The 16,328-nt window shown below is 71.0% G+C and carries 14 protein-coding genes; 9 read left to right on the forward strand and 5 right to left on the reverse strand.

The window, feature by feature from the left end:
* The first annotated feature begins 169 nt into the window (after nucleotides 1–169).
* From O7631_RS13920 to O7631_RS13940, 5 genes are all read left to right on the forward strand, one after another.
* Nucleotides 170–1,039: a helix-turn-helix transcriptional regulator gene (locus O7631_RS13920; RefSeq protein WP_278144590.1), complete on the forward strand. Its 870-nt coding sequence runs from the start codon at nucleotides 170–172 to the stop codon at nucleotides 1,037–1,039.
* Nucleotides 1,036–1,257, forward strand: a complete 222-nt coding sequence (locus O7631_RS13925) for a DUF397 domain-containing protein (protein WP_278144591.1) — start codon at nucleotides 1,036–1,038, stop codon at nucleotides 1,255–1,257. The genes O7631_RS13920 and O7631_RS13925 overlap by 4 nt, the downstream gene beginning before the upstream one ends.
* Nucleotides 1,258–1,380: 123 nt before the next feature.
* Nucleotides 1,381–2,433 (forward strand): HEAT repeat domain-containing protein, encoded by a 1,053-nt coding sequence (locus O7631_RS13930; protein ID WP_278144592.1) that lies wholly within the window; start codon nucleotides 1,381–1,383, stop codon nucleotides 2,431–2,433.
* Nucleotides 2,434–3,306: a hypothetical protein gene (locus tag O7631_RS13935; protein WP_278144593.1), complete on the forward strand. Its 873-nt coding sequence runs from the start codon at nucleotides 2,434–2,436 to the stop codon at nucleotides 3,304–3,306.
* 109 nt (nucleotides 3,307–3,415) lie between these two features.
* The gene (locus O7631_RS13940; RefSeq protein ID WP_278144594.1) at nucleotides 3,416–4,366 is read left to right on the forward strand and encodes a sporulation protein; all 951 of its coding nucleotides are present in this window, start codon (nucleotides 3,416–3,418) and stop codon (nucleotides 4,364–4,366) included.
* Between the two features lie 70 nt (nucleotides 4,367–4,436).
* On the opposite strand, the gene O7631_RS13945 is transcribed toward O7631_RS13940, so the two are convergent.
* Nucleotides 4,437–4,811 (reverse strand): hypothetical protein, encoded by a 375-nt coding sequence (locus O7631_RS13945; RefSeq protein WP_278144595.1) that lies wholly within the window; start codon nucleotides 4,809–4,811, stop codon nucleotides 4,437–4,439.
* 178 nt (nucleotides 4,812–4,989) lie between these two features.
* Nucleotides 4,990–7,032: a glycerophosphodiester phosphodiesterase family protein gene (locus O7631_RS13950; protein WP_278144596.1), complete on the reverse strand. Its 2,043-nt coding sequence runs from the start codon at nucleotides 7,030–7,032 to the stop codon at nucleotides 4,990–4,992.
* A gap of 193 nt (nucleotides 7,033–7,225) precedes the next feature.
* Here O7631_RS13950 and O7631_RS13955 point away from each other — a divergent pair, with 193 nt between their 5' ends.
* Nucleotides 7,226–7,645, forward strand: a complete 420-nt coding sequence (locus O7631_RS13955; protein ID WP_278144597.1) for a hypothetical protein — start codon at nucleotides 7,226–7,228, stop codon at nucleotides 7,643–7,645.
* 114 nt (nucleotides 7,646–7,759) lie between these two features.
* Here O7631_RS13955 and O7631_RS13960 read toward each other — a convergent pair whose 3' ends face one another.
* Nucleotides 7,760–10,063, reverse strand: coding sequence for an ATP-binding domain-containing protein (locus tag O7631_RS13960; protein WP_278144598.1), 2,304 nt, complete (start codon nucleotides 10,061–10,063; stop codon nucleotides 7,760–7,762).
* A gap of 147 nt (nucleotides 10,064–10,210) precedes the next feature.
* Between O7631_RS13960 and O7631_RS13965 the strand changes: the two genes are divergently transcribed.
* Nucleotides 10,211–10,846, forward strand: a complete 636-nt coding sequence (locus O7631_RS13965) for an SGNH/GDSL hydrolase family protein (RefSeq protein ID WP_278144599.1) — start codon at nucleotides 10,211–10,213, stop codon at nucleotides 10,844–10,846.
* 60 nt (nucleotides 10,847–10,906) lie between these two features.
* On the opposite strand, the gene O7631_RS13970 is transcribed toward O7631_RS13965, so the two are convergent.
* Nucleotides 10,907–12,070, reverse strand: a complete 1,164-nt coding sequence (locus O7631_RS13970; protein WP_278144600.1) for a sigma-E factor regulatory protein RseB domain-containing protein — start codon at nucleotides 12,068–12,070, stop codon at nucleotides 10,907–10,909.
* Nucleotides 12,071–12,165: 95 nt separating this feature from the next.
* On the opposite strand from O7631_RS13970, the gene O7631_RS13975 reads away from it, so the two are divergent.
* Nucleotides 12,166–12,822 carry a response regulator transcription factor gene (locus O7631_RS13975; protein ID WP_278144601.1) on the forward strand — a complete coding sequence of 219 codons (657 nt, stop codon included), beginning with the start codon at nucleotides 12,166–12,168 and terminating at the stop codon, nucleotides 12,820–12,822.
* A 68-nt stretch (nucleotides 12,823–12,890) separates the two neighbouring features.
* On the forward strand, nucleotides 12,891–14,282 hold the full coding sequence (locus O7631_RS13980) for an ATP-binding protein (RefSeq protein ID WP_278147936.1): 1,392 nt from the start codon (nucleotides 12,891–12,893) through the stop codon (nucleotides 14,280–14,282).
* Between the two features lie 447 nt (nucleotides 14,283–14,729).
* Here O7631_RS13980 and O7631_RS13985 read toward each other — a convergent pair whose 3' ends face one another.
* Nucleotides 14,730–16,304 carry a tetratricopeptide repeat protein gene (locus O7631_RS13985; RefSeq protein ID WP_278144602.1) on the reverse strand — a complete coding sequence of 525 codons (1,575 nt, stop codon included), beginning with the start codon at nucleotides 16,302–16,304 and terminating at the stop codon, nucleotides 14,730–14,732.
* Nucleotides 16,305–16,328: the final 24 nt, after the last annotated feature.

Consider the following 16,328-nt stretch of genomic DNA (forward strand, 5'->3'; position numbering starts at 1 on the left):
TCTCGTCACCTTCTCGGCTGTTGGCACAGCCGCGGTTGCCGTGTTTGCACCGGGCTTTCCCGGGGGCCGGCGATCACCCTCACCCGCAGGCCACGTTTCCAGTGGCTTCGGCATTGGTGCAACGGCACCAACAAAGTTCGTCATGAGGGTTCGCGAGGAGAGGGAAACTATGCCGGCCAGACGTGAGGCGATCGTTCAGACACTGCGCGCACAGTGGCTCGGTCAGCAGATGCGACAGCTGCGAGAGCGACGCGGCATCACCCTCAAGCAGGCAGCGGAGTTCTTGGAGCGCGACTTCTCGTCCATCGCGCGGTGGGAGCGCGCCGAATGGCCGTTTCGGCGTGGAGTCGTGGTGTCCCTCCTCGATCTGTACGGCGAGTACGACGGGCGTGAGCGGAACCGTTTCATTCAGCTCGCCGAGGATGCCTGGCGGACCGACCGGTGGGACGACGACTATGACGAGTTGGTGGATGCCTCTTTCATCGACTTCCCCTGGCTGGAGACGCGAGCCGAGCAGATCTCGTCCTGGGATGCCTTTCTCATCCCGGGCCTGTTGCAGACGCCTGGCTACGCAGAGGCAGTGATCCGCAATGCCGAGGGGGAGCAGGCGACAGATTTCTCAGTCGCCAAGTGGCTGCAACTGAGGCTTGATCGCCAACGTGTGTTGAGCCGAGAGCCTGCCGTCCGTGTAGCCGCGATCATCGACGAAAGCGTTCTTCGCCGACCGGTGGGCCGCCCTGCCGTGATGCGCGCACAACTCCAACACCTGAGCGGCCTGCTCCAAAGACCCAACATCGACCTTCGCGTGTTGCGGTCGCAGGTTGGCCTGCACGCCGGCCTGGACGGCTCGTTCGTCCTCTTCCGGATGCCCAAGCCTTATCCCGAGGTCGCCTATGCCGAGACCCTGGGCGGGCGCCGCTTCATGGAATCTCCGAGGTCGAAACGCTACGCCCTTGCGTACCATCGGCTCCGAGATGTTGCGCTCAACCAGCGCGAAACGGCCGCGCTGATCGCCAAGATCACGGAGGACCTGCCATGAGCGAGGCTTTACCGGCGGTGGCCTGGCACATCAGCACGCGAAGCAACAGCAACGGCGGTAGCTGCGTCGAGGCGGGGCCGGTGCTGGATGGGTCTGGTCGGGTGGCGGTGCGCGACAGCAAGGATCGCGCGGCGGCCACACTCGTCTACAGCGCCGATCGATGGACCGCGTTCGTCGCCGGGGTGAAGGACGGCGCATTCGCCCCCACCCACCCCTGATCGACTCGGCTTCCTGGAAAGCGGGGTGTCCCGGTCGCTCGGACACCCCGGCTTTCGGGATCCCGAGTTGATCACGGTGAAAACGGCCCAGCCGTCGACAAGCTGGTGTGGCACCATCCGGCGGTGAAGTCGCACGAGGTGGCGGGGTTGTTCGACCAGGCGGTGCAACGGCTGCGTGGCGTCGTCGAGTCGGGCGACTCCGACGACGGGTCCGACCTCATTCGCCGCGCCGCCGAATCGGGCGCGGACGCCGTCGGGCTGGCTGTCGGCAAACTCTCGGATCCCGACCGGGTGGTTCGCGCGGCGGCCTGCGACCTGCTCGGCGCGACGAGCAGCCTGCACCTGGACCTGCGGGAAGAGGTCGCTACCGCCCTGATCCGATTGGCGGCGCACGAGTCCGACCCCGAGGTGCACTGGTCGATCGCACGCGCCCTCGGCGACACCTTCGACGCCCGGGCCCTGCCGACCCTGGTGGCCCTCGCGGGCAGCGGGGACACCGACGTGCGTTTCCAGGTCGCGGTCGCGGTGCCGGCGGTGCTGGACGATCCGCCGGAGGCGGCCGGCGAGGCGGTGTTGATCGACCTGTGCACCGATTCGGATCCGCAGGTCCGGGAGTGGGCCACATTCGGCCTGGGTTTCGTGAGCACCGCCGACGGCGAGGCCGTCCGGCAGGCGCTGTGGGACCGTACCCAGGACACCCACCCGGAGGTACGCGCGGAGGGCGCGCGGGGTCTGGCGCGGCGGCGGGACCCCCGGGCGCTTCCCCTGGTACGCGACCTGCTCGTCCAAGACGAGGTCCACACGCTCACCTTCCGGGCCGCCGCGTACCTGGGCGATCCGTCGCTGTTGCCGCTGCTGGACGGCTTCGACCCGGGCGCGGACGCTGTCGCCGAGGCGCTGCGCGAGTGCGACCCGCTGCTGCGCGCCCAGCGCGACGAGGCGGCGTGGTTGCTTCTGCACGCCGTGCACCGGCGACGACCCGACCTGGAGATCACGGTCTTCGGTGAGCGATGCGACCTCGGCCTCTACCTCGACGTCACCGACGGAGCCGACCTGTCCGGCCATTGGTGGGTCGACGGGTTGCTCAGGCGAGCCGGGAATGACACCGAGCGTGCGGCCGATCTGGTGATCGCAGACGTCACCCCGACGTGTGTACGCCCCTACGGGAGCTGTTAGGTGAGCGGCAGAGGAGACAGCACCGTGTTCGGCAACCAGACGGTGAATCCTGGCGAATACCTACTCTCGGACGGCGTCTGGCGGGAGGCTGACACCCGACGGTACGTCGAGGGTGGTTACGACTCTGTCTTCCTCGCCTTCGACGGCGACGTCGGTCGCAAGCTCGACCTGAGCTTCCTACGCGACCTGCCCGATCTGCGCAGGGTCGCGATCGAGGGTCCGTTGCGCGACGACACGCTCGTGTTCGAGCTCGAAGGCCTCCTCGGTCTGTCATTGATGACGCGGTCCAAGAAGGCGGTCCGGCTCGATCTGACGCCGAAGCTCGACACGCTCGTGCTGTCACAGCGACCGGGCCTGGAGACGATCGGCGGGCTGTCGGCCCTGCAACACCTGACGATCGATCGGTACACCGGCTCGGACCTGGCCCTGCTCGGTGTCAAGCCCGAGCTGGTGTACCTGCGGATCGAAGGGCACAAGACGTCACTGGCCCTGCACGGCGTCGAAGAAGCCCCCAAGCTGCGGACGCTCGAAGTAGTCGACGCCACAGTGCCTTCCCTGGGGCCGTTGGACCGCCTGGTCGAACTGCGGGAGGTGGTGGTCAGGCCCAATGCAAAAGGGGAGCCGGTCGAGCCGCTGCGGCTGGAGCCGGTGGCGGGTCTTCCGAACCTGCACACCTTGCGTCTCGGCGCGATCGCGTCGGCGTCGCCCCTCGCCGCCGCGTCCGGTCTGCGGCGGCTCGTGGTCGGCATGGTGATCGACGGTGACCTGCGTCCCCTGATCAATCTGCCCGAACAGGTGGTGGTCACGGTCCTGGACAACGCCGCCCAGGACCGTGAGGTGCAGCGGTCACGACCTTCGCGAGTGGGGCGTTGACGTGTCCGGTGCCGCTTCACAGCCATCTCACAGGGGTTCTGGATAGGGTGCGCGGTGAGTGAACGTCCGACTCCATCCTGGATCGGTCGGCTGTCGCACAGGAGTTCCGATGGTCTTCAAGAAGATGTTGAGCGCGTTCGGCGTGGGCGGTCCCAGCGTGGACACCGTGCTGACCAACCCCAACACCCGGCCCGGCCTGACCCTCGACGGGCAGGTCAACCTGGTCGGTGGCGATGCCGAGGCAGCCATCGAGCAGGTGGTGATCGGCCTGGTCACCCGGGTCGAGGTCGAAGGACACGACGCCGAGTACGCGGGCACGATGGAGTTCCACCGGATGGTGGTCAGCGGCCCGTTGCAGCTCGCCCCGAAGCAGCAGCTCTCGATCCCGTTCCAGCTGCCGATCCCGTGGGAAACCCCGATCACCGACGTGTACGGGCAGCGCCTGCATGGCATGACGATGGGTCTGCGCACCGAGCTGGCCATCGCCCGCGCCGTCGACAAGGGCGACCTGGACCACGTGGCGGTGCACCCGCTGCCGGTGCACGAGCGGATCCTGGAGGCGTTCCAGCGCCTCGGTTTCCGGTTCAAGAGCGCCGACCTGGAGCGCGGTCACATCAGGGGCGTGCAGCAGACGCTGCCGTTCTACCAGGAGATCGAGTTCTTCGCCTCGCCGCAGTACGCCAGCACCATCAACGAGGTCGAGCTGACCTTCGTCACCAACCAGTACGGCGTCGAGGTCATCCTGGAGTGCGACAAGCGTGGCGGCTTCCTCAGCGCCGGCCACGACGCGTTCGGCCGTTACCAGGTGTCGCACGCCGACGTCGACCGCGTCGACTGGGCGCAGGTCGTCGACGGTTGGCTGCGTGAGACCACGTCCCGCTACGGCAGCCTCCGCTCGCAGTACGGCCCGAGCCACGGCCACGGTCACGGCCGGGGCGGCATGGGCATGGGCGGCATGGTGGCCGGCGCAGCGCTCGGTGTCGCGGGCGGCATGATCGCCGGCGAGATGATCGAGGACGCGTTCGAGGGCGACTTCGGCGACTTCGGCGGCGACGAGTAGTCACCCCAGAAACGAGACGACAGTGGCCTCCGGGAGATTCTCCCGGAGGCCACTGTTTCGACGCGACGCGTCAGTGCCTGCTTCGCTCCTTGCCGGACCGGCGCGCGGAGCCGGCCTTCGACAGACCACGGCTGACCAGGTAACCACCGGTCAGGATGGTCAGGAAGAGCCACGCCTGGTTCGGGTTGTTGATGTTCAACCCGTTGGTGGCACTGCCCCGCCAGAACGCGGAGATCACCAGGAGCGCGACCGCAGCGGCGTAGACCCAGAACTCCGTCGTCAGGAACGCCTGCTTGGTCTCCGTGCCCGGCGACGGCATCGGGTCTCGGTGACCGTCCCGCATGGACGGCATCTGCTGGGTCTGCATGTCCCGCATCTGAGCGGGGTTCTGCGGGTCGTTCATGGGCCGGTTCATCGGCCGGGTGGAAGCAGCCTGCGTGCTCATCTGGTCCTCCTCAGGATGCGATGAGTCGTACCTGCCTTCCCTCGCCCCGCTACCGCGTTTCGGCCACGGCACGGTTCGCTTTCGTGGCGGGGACAACCCCCGACTACCCGAGGCCCTGGAGCAGGTAACACCGATCGCCGGCCGGAAAAATCCGGCCGGCGATCGGGTGTGCGTCGGGTCAGCGCAGGCCGTTGCGCACGGCCACGCTCACCAACAGGTCCGGGTCGTCGGTGATGATGCCGTCGACGCCGAGGTCGATGACCCGCTGCATCACCGCCGCGTCATCGACGGTGTACGGGATCACCTTCAGGTCGTCCCGCGTCTGAAGGGTCCGGACGTCCGGTCCCTGGAAGTATGCCGGGTTCTCCCGCAGGTACCAGTCGGCCGAGGCGACAGTGCCCTGCTTCGGGTCGTGCACCTGCCAGTTGGCCGACACCGTGCCGGCGCCGGCGGCCCGGGTCAGCTTGCCCAGGTCCCGGTACTTCCACCAGTCCAGCCCGCCGGTCCACGGGCTCTTCACCGACGGGTCGCCGTACGCCGCCTGCAACGAGCACTCGTCGGCGAGGGTCTTGCACTCCTCCGGCCCGTACTGCCAGACCAGCGCGACAGTACCGATCCGCCGGTCGAGCTGGCGGGCGTAGGTGATGGTGCGCCAGTCGAACGACTGGATGGTGGCCCGGTCGGTGAAGCCGGCGCGCTGGATCGCGTCGACCAGCTTGCGGGTGAAGCTGCGGTACGGCTCGGTGTCGTCCACCCCCGGGCTGATCTTCGTCTCGATGTTCATCCCGATGTCACTGCGGCCACTGGCCTTCACCAGGGCGAAGACCTCGTCCAGGGTCGGGATCCGGGCACCCGGCGCGGGCACCTGCGCGGGCAGTTCCGGCAGCGTCTTCGTGCCGCAGTCGACGGTCTTGAGCTGCGCCAGGGTCAGCTCGTGCACGGGCTTGCCCACGTACGGGAACATGCGGTCGCCGCGGCGCACCGGCTTGGTGTCGACGCAGTGTGAGCCGTTCACGGTGCGGTCGTGCAGCACCACGAGCTTGCCGTCGGCGGTCACGCCGGTGTCCAGTTCCAACGTCGAGATGGCCCGGTTGGACAGCGCGTTCGCGAACGCCGGCAGGGTGTTCTCCGGCCGGGTGGCCCGGCCGCCCCGGTGCGCCTGGATGTCGAACGGCGACGCGTACGCCTTCGGCAGCCGGTAGCCGCGCTGCGCCAGCAGGCCGCGCAGCCGGTCCGGGTAGTCGGTGATGATGCCGTCCACGCCGTCGTCGATGAGCTTGGCCATGGTCGGCACGTCGTCGACGGTCCACGGGATCACCTTGATCCCGTAGCGGTGCGCCTGGGCGACCATCGCCTTGGTGACGTACGGCTGGTAGCCGGGGTCGGTCACCGTGCCGTTCTGCGGCATGCCGTGCACGGGCGAGAAGGCGCTGGCGCCGAAGCTACGGATCGCCGCGATCGGGTCGCCGCCGAAGTCGTCGATGTCCAGCCCGCCCAGCCACGGTGAGGCGCCGGGCTTGCCGGTCTGGAGGAAGTCGTAGTTGGTCAGGGCGACCAGCGGCAGCTTCGGCTCGACCTGGCGCATGCGCATCAGCGCACCCCAGTCGAAGCTCTGGATGGTGACCTGCTTGAGCAGCCCGGCGGCGCGGATCTCGGCCGCGGTGACCCGGACGAACTGCTCGCGGGGCGCGGTCTCGGTGGGCGCTCCGGCCTCGACCTTGGTCTCGACGTTGAGCTTCACGTCCTTGGCCCGGTAGCGGTTGACCAGCGCGAAGACCTCACGCAGCAACGGCATCCGGGCGCCCGGGGCGGCGACCTGCCCCGGCTTGTCCGCAAGGGTCTTCGACCCGCAGTCCAACGTGCGCACCTGGGCGAGGGTGAGCGTGTTGATGTACTTGCCGACGTACGGGAACTCCGGGTCACCGGCCGTCACCGCTGTGGTGTCGACGCACTTGGCGCCGCTGATCTTCCGGTCGTGGGTGACGACGGCCTGACCGTCCTCGGTGATCTGCACGTCTAGTTCGAGGGTGGTCACCCCGAGTTGAAGGGCGTTGCCGAAGGAGGCGAGGGTGTTCTCCACCCGCAGCCCGAGGCCGCCCCGGTGGGCCTGCACGTCGAATGTCCGGTCCGGTCGCGGCTTCGCCTGGGCGGGCACCGCGAGCCCGGTCGTCACCGTCGCGGCCACCACAGCCGCGACGGCGGTACGGCGTACTGTGCGCACGCTGTCATCCCCTCCTGCCAGCGGGCATCTCCCACCGGTCGCCGGACAGCATGGACAGCTCGCGCGGCGGGAAGGCGGCCAGTGGACGGCGTACCGGTGAACCGCCGTGGACGACCCTTGCCGGTCAGCCCGGGTTTGGCCGGCCGGTGGCCGGGCACGCAGTCGGTTCCACAGCTTCTGCGAGGTGATGGACGTGCGTGAGGACGACATGCGGCAGAACGCCGCCCGCGAGGCCGAGGACCGGATCGCCGGCGGTGTGTACGGCAAGGGCGCCCTCGACGAGGTGACAGTGCCCCGCACCGATGTGGAGAGCCAGATCCAGCGCGACGACCCGTTCGACCCGGCGAAGGAACGGATCGACCCGCAGGTGTTGCGCGACGGCGGCCCGGTCGGCGGTCAGGGAGCGGTGACCACCACCGGTGGCACCGCCGGGCCGGCGAGCGTACGCCGGGTGGCCCGCCAGCCCGAGCGGCACCCGGGCACGGTGGCCCCGACGACCACCGGCGACGCCACCACAGGTGGGCTGAGCACCCCGAGGGGCGGCGGCACCAGCGACCAGTCCACGTCGGCGACCGGCCCAGCGAAGTCCATCAGAGACAAATCCACCGACTAACCCACCCACCCACCCTCTTGGGCGTGATCATGAGGTTGACGTGGCTGTCGGAGATCACAGTCCACGTCAACCTCATGATCGACCGGTGTGTTGGGCGGGGCGTTGGGCCGGGGGTCAGGGGCGGGGCTCTGTGGGGCGGAGGATGCCCAGGCGTTGGGTGGCGCGGGTGAGGGCCACGTAGAGGTCGCTGCGGCCTCGTGGGGACTCGGCGACCATCCGGTCCGGGTCGACCACCAGCACGGAGTCGAACTCCAGGCCCTTGGCCTGCGCGACGGTCAACACCACCACCCGGCTCTCCAACTCCGGATGCTCGCCGACGGCGGCCTCCGGCAGGGCGGCGGTGACTGCCGAGCCCAACTCGCCCACCCGTCCGGCCGGCACGAGCACGCCGAGTCGGCCGTCGGTCAGACCGGCGGCCTCGCGGGTGGCTTCGGCGACCAGTTCGGCCGCCAACTGCTCGTCGGGCACCGTCCGGTCCCACGGGGGTACGCCGCTCTCGCGCACCGAGCGCGGCGGACGCAGCGCCGGGTCGATCTCGGCCAACACGTCGGCGGCGACCGCCATGATCTCGGCGGGCGTGCGGTAGCTGACCGTCAACTCGGTCAACCGCCACCGCTGCGCGACGTACGGGGCGAGGGCGTCCGCCCAGGAGGGCGTACCGCTGAGCGCGCCGGTCTGCGCGACGTCACCGACGATCGTCATCGACCGGCTGGGGCAGCGGCGCATCAGCAACCGCCAGGCCATCGGTGACAGCTCCTGCGCCTCGTCCACGATCACGTGCCCGAACGCCCAGGTCCGGTCGGCGGCGGCCCGCTGCGCGGTGGTCAGCCGGTCAGCCTCCTCCTGCCGCTCCAGCAGCCGGTCGGCGTCGATCAGGTCGGTCACGCCGAGGATCTCACCGCCCTCGGCCTCGTCCTCGACGTCGATCGACCGGGAACCCCGGGCGATCTCCAGCACGCCCTCGGCGTACTCCCGTTCCATCATGCGGATGCGGTCCCGCCGGGCGGCGGCGGCCCGTTCGTCCTCGCCGAGCAGTTCGGCGGCCTCGTCCAGCAGCGGTACGTCGGCCGGCGTCCAGCCACCCGGCTCGCGCCGCAGCAGCGCGCGCTCGTCGTCGGTCAGCATCGGCGCGGCGGCGGCGATCCGGTCCGGGTCGGCGTACAGGTCGGCGAGCAGCCGCTGCGGGGTCAGCACCGGCCAGAGCCGGTCGAGCGCGGCCTGGATCTCCGACTCCTCCCGCAGCTCCCGCCGGATCTCGGCCCGGTCCGCCTCGTCGAGGAGGTTGTCCCCGCCCAGCGGGTCGGCGCCGATCCGTTCGGCCACCTGCTCGGCGAGCGCGTGCACGATCTCCACGTCGAACAGCGCACGGGCCAGGTTGTGCGGCCGGTCGGTCCGGCGTACCCGGTCCCGGGCGGTACGCACCGTCTCCGGGTCCAGGGTCAACGTCTCCCGCTCGACCTCGATCTCCAGCGGCTCGTCCGGCACCCACTGCCGGTCCCGCACGGCCAGCGCCAGCACCTCGGCCAGCACCGCCCGGCCCTTCAACGCGGCCGTCTCGGCCGGCTCGACGCGTTGCGCGCTGACCCCCGGAAAGAGGTCACCCTGGGTACGCAGCAGCACGCCGGTCTCGGCCAGCGTCGGCAGCACCTGGGAGATGTAGCGCAGGAAGGTCGCGTTCGGGCCGACCAGCAGCACACCCCGGCTGGAGAGTTCCCGTCGGTGCGTGTAGAGCAAGTACGCCGCCCGGTGCAGCGCGACGGCGGTCTTGCCGGTGCCCGGCCCGCCCTGGACGACCATCACGCCCGGCAGTTCCGCGCGGATGATCTCGTCCTGTTCGGCCTGGATGGTCTCGACGATGTCGCGCATCCGGCCGGTGCGCCCCGCGTTGAGAGCGGCGAGCAGGGACGCCTCACCGGTCAGCTCCTCGTGGCCACCGGGGGAGGCGGTGTCGATGTCGAGCACCTCGTCGTTGAGCCCGGTCACCTTGCGCTGCCGGGTGCGCAGGTGCCGGCGTCGGCGTACGCCCTGCGGGTTGGCGGCGGTGGCGAGGTAGAACGGGCGGGCGGCGGGAGCCCGCCAGTCCATCAGCAACGGGTCGTAGTCGCCACTGGTGTCGAAAATGCCGATCCTGCCGATGTAGTGGCGGGAGTCGTCGTCACCGTCGAGGCGGCCGAAGCACAGCCCGTTCTCCACGGCCGAGAACTGTTCGACCTGATCGGCGTACATCGCTACCGAGCTGTCGCGTTGCGAGCGGTCCTGGAGGGTCCCGCCGGTGTTGCGCAGCTCGGCGGTGAGCCGGTCGGCGGCCTGCTCACGCAACCCGTCCAGCCGGTCGTAGAGCATCGAGACGTACTCCTGCTCGCGACCGATCTCGTCGTCGAGCGGCAATTCGCCGGAACCGCCGGAGTGCCTTGACAAGCCGTCTCCCTAAAGATTAGAATCCTTTGCAGGAACGGCTTTCAGCCGTTCTTTTTTGTGCCCTCGAACTGTTGAAGATAGCGCGCCCCGCCGGTTCTCACCAAGCCGGTCGGGGCTGGCGCGCCGGTGATCGCGAGGTGGCGGCTGATGATCCTGCGGACCGGTCAACGGGTGGTCTTCATCGGCGACAGCATCACCGATTGTGGTCGACGTGACACCGCCGCGCCCTACGGAAACGGCTATGTCAGCCTCGTGCGCGCCCTGGTCGACGCACGGCATCCCGAGCTGCGGCTGGAATGGGTCAACCGGGGTGTGAACGGTGACACCGTACGGAACCTGGCGACTCGCTGGGATGACGACGCCATCGCCGAGCGCCCCGACTGGCTCGCGGTGCTGATCGGCATCAACGACATCTGGCGGCGCTACACCGACCGACCGGACCAGGCCGTTCCCATCGACGAGTACGAGCGCACCCTGCGCGACCTGCTGCGTCGGGCAGTTGCCGCCACCGGCTGCCGGTTGATCCTCGGCGACCCGTTCCTCATCGAGGCCGACCGCGACGATCCGCAGCGCGCCGACACCGACCGGTACGCGGCGGTGGTTTCCAGGCTGGCCGCCGAGTTCGACGCGGTGCACGTGGCCAACCAGGCGGCGTTCGACCGGGTGCTGGCGGTGAGCCCGGCGAAGCGTTGGGCCGACGACCGCGTACACCCGCACCTGCCCGGTCACGCGGTCCTCGCTGACGCCTACCTCGACGCCCTCGGCGCTACCACCACCTCCTGATCCGGGCAGCGGAACGCCGGGCCGACCGTCAGGTCGACCCGGCGTTGACGCCGCAGGGGATCAGCCGCGGGCGGCCTCGTACAGCCGCTCCGGAGTGACAGCGCCGGCGAGCACCCGGCCGTCGTCGGTGAGCAGCACGCTGAACAGCTTGCTGGTGAGGAGCCGGCCGCTGCCCCAGTCCCCGTTGACGGCAGCCAGCCCGCCGAGGAACGTCGACACGTCGATGTCCGGCACCGAGCCGCCGGCCGGCGCCGCCGGCTTGGCCGGGGCCTTCGCGCCCGCGAGCGGCCCGTCGAGGCGGGCGATCAGCACCGTCGTCCAGCCGGAGCCCACCGCGCGGACCTTCGGGTCACCCGCCGGGTCGCCGTGACCGGGCTTGCCGGCCGTCGGCGGTACGCCGTGGCCGGGCTTACCGGCCGTGGGCGCCTCGGCCTTCTCTTCGGTGACCGTCACGCCGGGCGGCGGGTTGAAGGTGAACTGGTCGGCGTCCGGGCGGCGGTAGTCCACCTCGGTGAAGGCCACCTCGAACGCCGGCCGGTCACTGCCCTTCGCGAGCACCTCGAAGCGCAGCGGCACGTGCCGCTCGGCGTCGATGGCGATCCGCAACTGGTGCACCAGTGAGGCCCGGTCGCGAGGCTGGAGCACCAGCTCGTACGCGTCCTGGCCGGCGACGGTGGCGGACCGGCCGACGCTGACCTCGGTGCTCGGGTCGACCGCTCCCAACGCCAGGTCGGCGGCCTGCTGCGGGGTTGCCGGGAGGTTGGCTGCCTGCTCGGGAGCCGGCTTTCCGGCCCCGAGATCTCCGCTCAGGGTGCGGTGGGTGGCGGTGTTGGTACGGCTCTGCCAGGTCCACAGGTCCCGGCCGTTGCGGATCACGTCCTGTTCGCCCAGGGTGTCCAGCAGCGCGACCCGCTGCTGGTCCGGGCCGGAATACCAGACCCGCAGGGTGTGCGTGCCGGTCAGCATGGTGGTCAGCTCGTTGCCGGGGACCAGACCGACGAGGGGCGGCAGGCCGAGGTCGGCGCGCTGCACGACGGTCCCGGACAACCCCTCCAGCCGGGACGTCTGCAGGTCGACCAGGAGTTGGGCCGCGGTGCGTGGTGGCAGGCTCGGCTCGGCTTCGGCGGCGAACGTGCCGACCGCCGCGCCACCGCCGATGACGGCGACGGCCGCGGTGGCGGGGACCAGCCAACGAAGGACGGGACGGCTCCTCAGGACGGACATGGTGACACCTCCTGCGTACATCGTGCCCTCTTGGTCCTGTGAGCGTGCTGAGGAAGCCGGACCGTCACGATTGACCCGGGTGGCACTCTTGGGTGGTGCGTTTGCTGGTGGTGGAGGACGAGGCCCGGTTGGCGGCCGCCCTGCAACGCGGCCTGCAGGCCGAGGGGTTCGCGGTGGACGTGGCGGGGACCGGCCCGGCCGGCCTGGACGCGGCCCGGCACGGCGGCTACGACGCGATGATCCTCGACGTGATGTTGCCCGGTCTCTCGGGCTACGAGCTGGTCCGGCGGCTGCGGGCGGAGCAGCACTGGTTGCCGGTGCTGATGCTCTCCGCCAAGGACGGCGAGTACGACCAGGCCGACGGCCTCGACTGCGGCGCCGACGACTACCTGACCAAACCCTTCTCGTACGTGGTGCTGCTGGCCCGGCTGCGGGCGCTGCTGCGTCGGGGTGCGCCGGAACGCCCGACGGTGCTGGCCGTCGGTGACCTGCGACTGGATCCGGCCCGTCGACAGGTGACCCGGGCCGACGCCGAGGTGGTCCTGACCGGGCGGGAGTTCGCGCTGCTGGACTACCTGATGCGCCGACCCGGCCAGGTCGTCTCCAAGACCGAGTTGCTGGACCACGTCTGGGACGCGAGCGTGGAGACCGCGCCGAACGCCGTCGAGGTGTACATCGGCTACCTGCGTCGCAAGCTCGGCCGTGACCGGCTGGAGACGATCCGGGGTGCCGGCTACCGGCTGGCGACGTGAGCAGTCCGGCGGGTGTCCGCCGGGCGGGGAACCGCTGGATGCCGGTGCTCGGTCTGCGGGGCCGGCTCATGGCGATCGGGGTGCTCGGCCTCACGGTCGGGCTCGCCCTGGGCGGGGTGGTGCTGCTCGGCGCGCTCGGCTTCGTGCTCCAGCGAACTGTCGACACCGAGGCGTTCCGGACCGCCGACGCGGTCGCTCTGCTCGCCGCCGAGGACGCGTTACCCGATCCGCTGCCGGTGGCCGGCGGTCAGGTGCGTGTCCAGGTCGTCGACGCGCAGGGGCGGATCAGGGCCGCCTCGATCGACGCCGACCGGCTGGTGCCGATGGTCCGCCCGGAGCGGTTGGACCACGACCGTCGGCAGCGACTGGAGGTGCCGGCGGAGCGGGTCGGGCTGGCCGGCCCGGTCCGGGTGGTCGCCGTACCCGTGGGCACCGCGGCGGACCCGCTCACCGTGCTGGTCGCCCGTTCGATGGCCGACGTGCGGCACAGCACCCACGTGGTCCGGACCATCCTGCTGGTGGCGTTCCCGCTGCTGGTGGCGGTGCTGGCCGCGGTGGCCTGGCGGGTGGTCGGCGCGACTCTGCGGCCGGTCGAGGCGCTGCGCCGAGGCGCGGAGGAGATCACCGGACGGGCTGGCGCCGGCCGGTTGCCGGTGCCCGCCTCCGCCGACGAGATCCACCGGTTGGCGGTCACCCTCAACGGCATGCTGGACCGGCTGGAATCCGCCCGGATCCGTCAGCGGGCGTTCGTCTCCGACGCCGCACACGAGCTGCGCAGCCCGTTGGCCAACATCCGGACCGAGTTGGAGGTGGCCGAGCGCCTCGCCGACCGGACGGACTGGACGGCGGTGACCGCCAACCTGCTCGCCGACACCGACCGGTTGAGCCGTCTGGTGGACGACCTCCTGCTGCTGGCCCGCCTCGACGAAGCGCCTCCGAGTCGGGGGGTCGGCCCGGTGGAGTTGGGCGCGCTGCTGGCCGAGGTCGCAGCCCGTTACCCGTCGCCACCGGTCCGGGTGGAGTCGCCCTCTGGCCCGCTCTGGACGACCGGCAACGCCGACGAGGTGCGTCGTGTGCTGGCCAATCTGGTCGACAACGCGGTCCGGCACGCGGACACCGCTGTCGTACTCGCGGCCGAGGCGACCTCGACGGCGAGGGCTGCGGTCGGGCCGGGTGTCGGGGCGTACCACCTGGTGACGGTGACCGACGACGGCCCGGGGATCCCGGTCGCGGACCGGGATCGGGTCTTCGACCGGTTCACCCGGCTCGACGACGGGCGGGCCCGCGACGACGGTGGCGCCGGCCTGGGGCTGGCGATCGTCCGGGAGTTGGTGCGGCGTGCGGGGGGCAGCATCGCCCTGGGCGACGGGCCGGAGCAGCGCGGGCTGCGGGTGCGCCTGCTGCTGCCGGCGGTAGCCGGCGCTGAGGACAGCCGTGGGCCACATTCGAACGTGCCGTGACGGCATTGACATTCCGTGACGCCGAGGGACTCCCCATCCACCCGGCGATTCCCCTTTGCTGTGCACCCGCGGATGCGACAGCTACATAGAGCGATGCTGGCCGTGTGTGTGCCATAGCGCCCGCCGCGCCATTCAACCTGCTCAATGCGGTGGTGCGTCTAGGTAAGCACAGCAAAGGCGGGTTGGGATGTGTGGCGGGGTGCGCTGGATGTGACGGGGCGTGACGGCGCGTTTGTCGGCGGGTGCACCACGCTCAGTGAGGGCGGCCGGGCGTGGTCGCGAGGGCGCGCCCGGCAGGCCATCGCTGGCGGGGCGCGGTGGGGCGCGGTTGGCGGGGCGCGGTTGGCGGGGGTCGCTGGCACGGCGCGGTTGGCGGGGCGTCGCTGGCAGAGCCGGCTGGTGAGGGCTGGGCTGGCGGGTCGGCGGCCGCCGGTGGGTGCGGCGGGGTCAGCGGCGGCGGGTGCAGACCTGCTCGGAGCTCGCGACGGTATCGGTGGACCAGACGACCGCCACGGTGAAGCAGTAGTCGTTGGTGCGGTTGAGGGCGTAGATCACGTAGTTGGTGGTGCCGGCGGGCAGGGTCGCGAAGACGTTGCGGTCCTGGCCGGTGCGACCACCCGCGATGACCACCGGGCCCTCGCTGCCGGTGGGGTAGGTCCAGTTCAAGACGATGCTGTCCCGGCTGTCGCGCAACGTCACCGTGCCGGGAGGACTGCCGATCGGCGCCGCGGCGGCACCTGACGTGGGCGGGGTGACGGTCGCGGCGGGTGCGGTGCTGGCCGGTGGAGCGGCGGTGGGGGAGCCCGTGGCCGGCGGCGGGGTCGGCTCGTCGTCGCCGCCGACCCGAGCCACCCCGGCGATCACCGCAGCCGCGCCGAGCAGCACCACGACCACGCCGGCCACCAACACCGGCACCAGCCGGTTGCGCTGCGTCGGCGGCGCGCGGTGCACCGGCACCGGCAACAGTCGGGACGGGGTGTACGGCTCCAGTGGCGCGTACGGGTCGGCCGGCGGGGGAGGTCGGCGCAGCCGGTACACCCCGGACTGCTCCTCGGTGCCGCCGGCCAGCCCGACCACCGACGGGGGCACCGGGGCTTCCGTGGGGTACGGCGTGGGCTCGCTCGTCGGCTCCGGTGGCCATCCCGCCGACCCGACGGGTTCGTCGGCTGGCGCTCGGGGGTTCGGCACCGCCCCGCCGGCCGCCATCGTCGCGGCGTGGTGTGGCGGAGGCGCTGGCGGATGGCCGGCCTCGGCCGGGTCGTCGTCCTGGGGTGGGACGCGGGCGGCCGGCACGACCGGAGTGTCCCGGGCGGTCGGCGGGTTGTCGGTGCACGCGTGGTCGGGATTGGCCGCCGCCCGGGCCAGGGCCGCCACCTGCGCCGCCAGCGGGTCGTCCGCCGGCAGGTGCTGCCGGCACAGCTCGCGGGCCAGCGCCAGGTTGTCGTGAGCCTCGGTGAACTGTCCGCAGTCACGCTGCATCGCCCCGAGGCGCGCCAGCATCTTGATGCCGCTGGGATGCCCGTCGCCGTACACCTCGCGGTGCAGTTCCCAGGCGTCCTGGAGCCGGTCACGGGCCACCGTGCACTGGCCGCGGGCGTACTCCACCGTGGCCAGGTCGGCGTGTGCGGCGAGCACCCGCAGGGACTCGGGGCCGTCCTGCGCGGTCAGCTCGATGATGACTTCCTGGTAGAGCCGGGCAGCTCGGGAATGGCTGCCGACCCGGTGCAGCACGGCCGCCAGGGTTGCCGCGGCGGCCACCGTGCGCGGGTCGGAGCGGCCGTGCAGCCGGGTCGTGGCCGCGTACGCGAAGGCTGCCCAGCCCCGGGCGGAGTGCGGCTCACCGAGGGCCACCAACACCCGCGCCTGGAGGCTCGCGGCCTCGGCCAGCTCCGTGGTGGCGTTGGCCGGGCGGGGGTCGGCGTCGGTGAGCGCGTCGGAGAGGAGCTGCTGCGCGCCGGCCAGATCGCCAGACGACACGAGGTCGTGCGCTTGATCAGTCAGTTCGCCGAAGCCGGAAGACACGCCCCATCGTGCTCATCCGACGAC

It is taken from the genome of Micromonospora sp. WMMD967, from assembly GCF_029626165.1.
Lineage (GTDB): Bacteria > Actinomycetota > Actinomycetes > Mycobacteriales > Micromonosporaceae > Micromonospora > Micromonospora taraxaci.

Excerpts from the sequence above, each read along its gene's own strand:
- O7631_RS13920 (WP_278144590.1), top strand. The coding sequence starts at position 170 with ATGCCGGCCAGACGTGAGGCGATCGTTCAGACACTGCGCGCACAGTGG.
- O7631_RS13925 (WP_278144591.1), top strand. The coding sequence starts at position 1,036 with ATGAGCGAGGCTTTACCGGCGGTGGCCTGGCACATCAGCACGCGAAGC.
- O7631_RS13940 (WP_278144594.1), top strand. The coding sequence starts at position 3,416 with ATGGTCTTCAAGAAGATGTTGAGCGCGTTCGGCGTGGGCGGTCCCAGC.
- O7631_RS13945 (WP_278144595.1), bottom strand. The coding sequence starts at position 4,811 with ATGAGCACGCAGGCTGCTTCCACCCGGCCGATGAACCGGCCCATGAAC.
- O7631_RS13965 (WP_278144599.1), top strand. The coding sequence starts at position 10,211 with ATGATCCTGCGGACCGGTCAACGGGTGGTCTTCATCGGCGACAGCATC.
- O7631_RS13970 (WP_278144600.1), bottom strand. The coding sequence starts at position 12,070 with ATGTCCGTCCTGAGGAGCCGTCCCGTCCTTCGTTGGCTGGTCCCCGCC.
- O7631_RS13980 (WP_278147936.1), top strand. The coding sequence starts at position 12,891 with ATGGCGATCGGGGTGCTCGGCCTCACGGTCGGGCTCGCCCTGGGCGGG.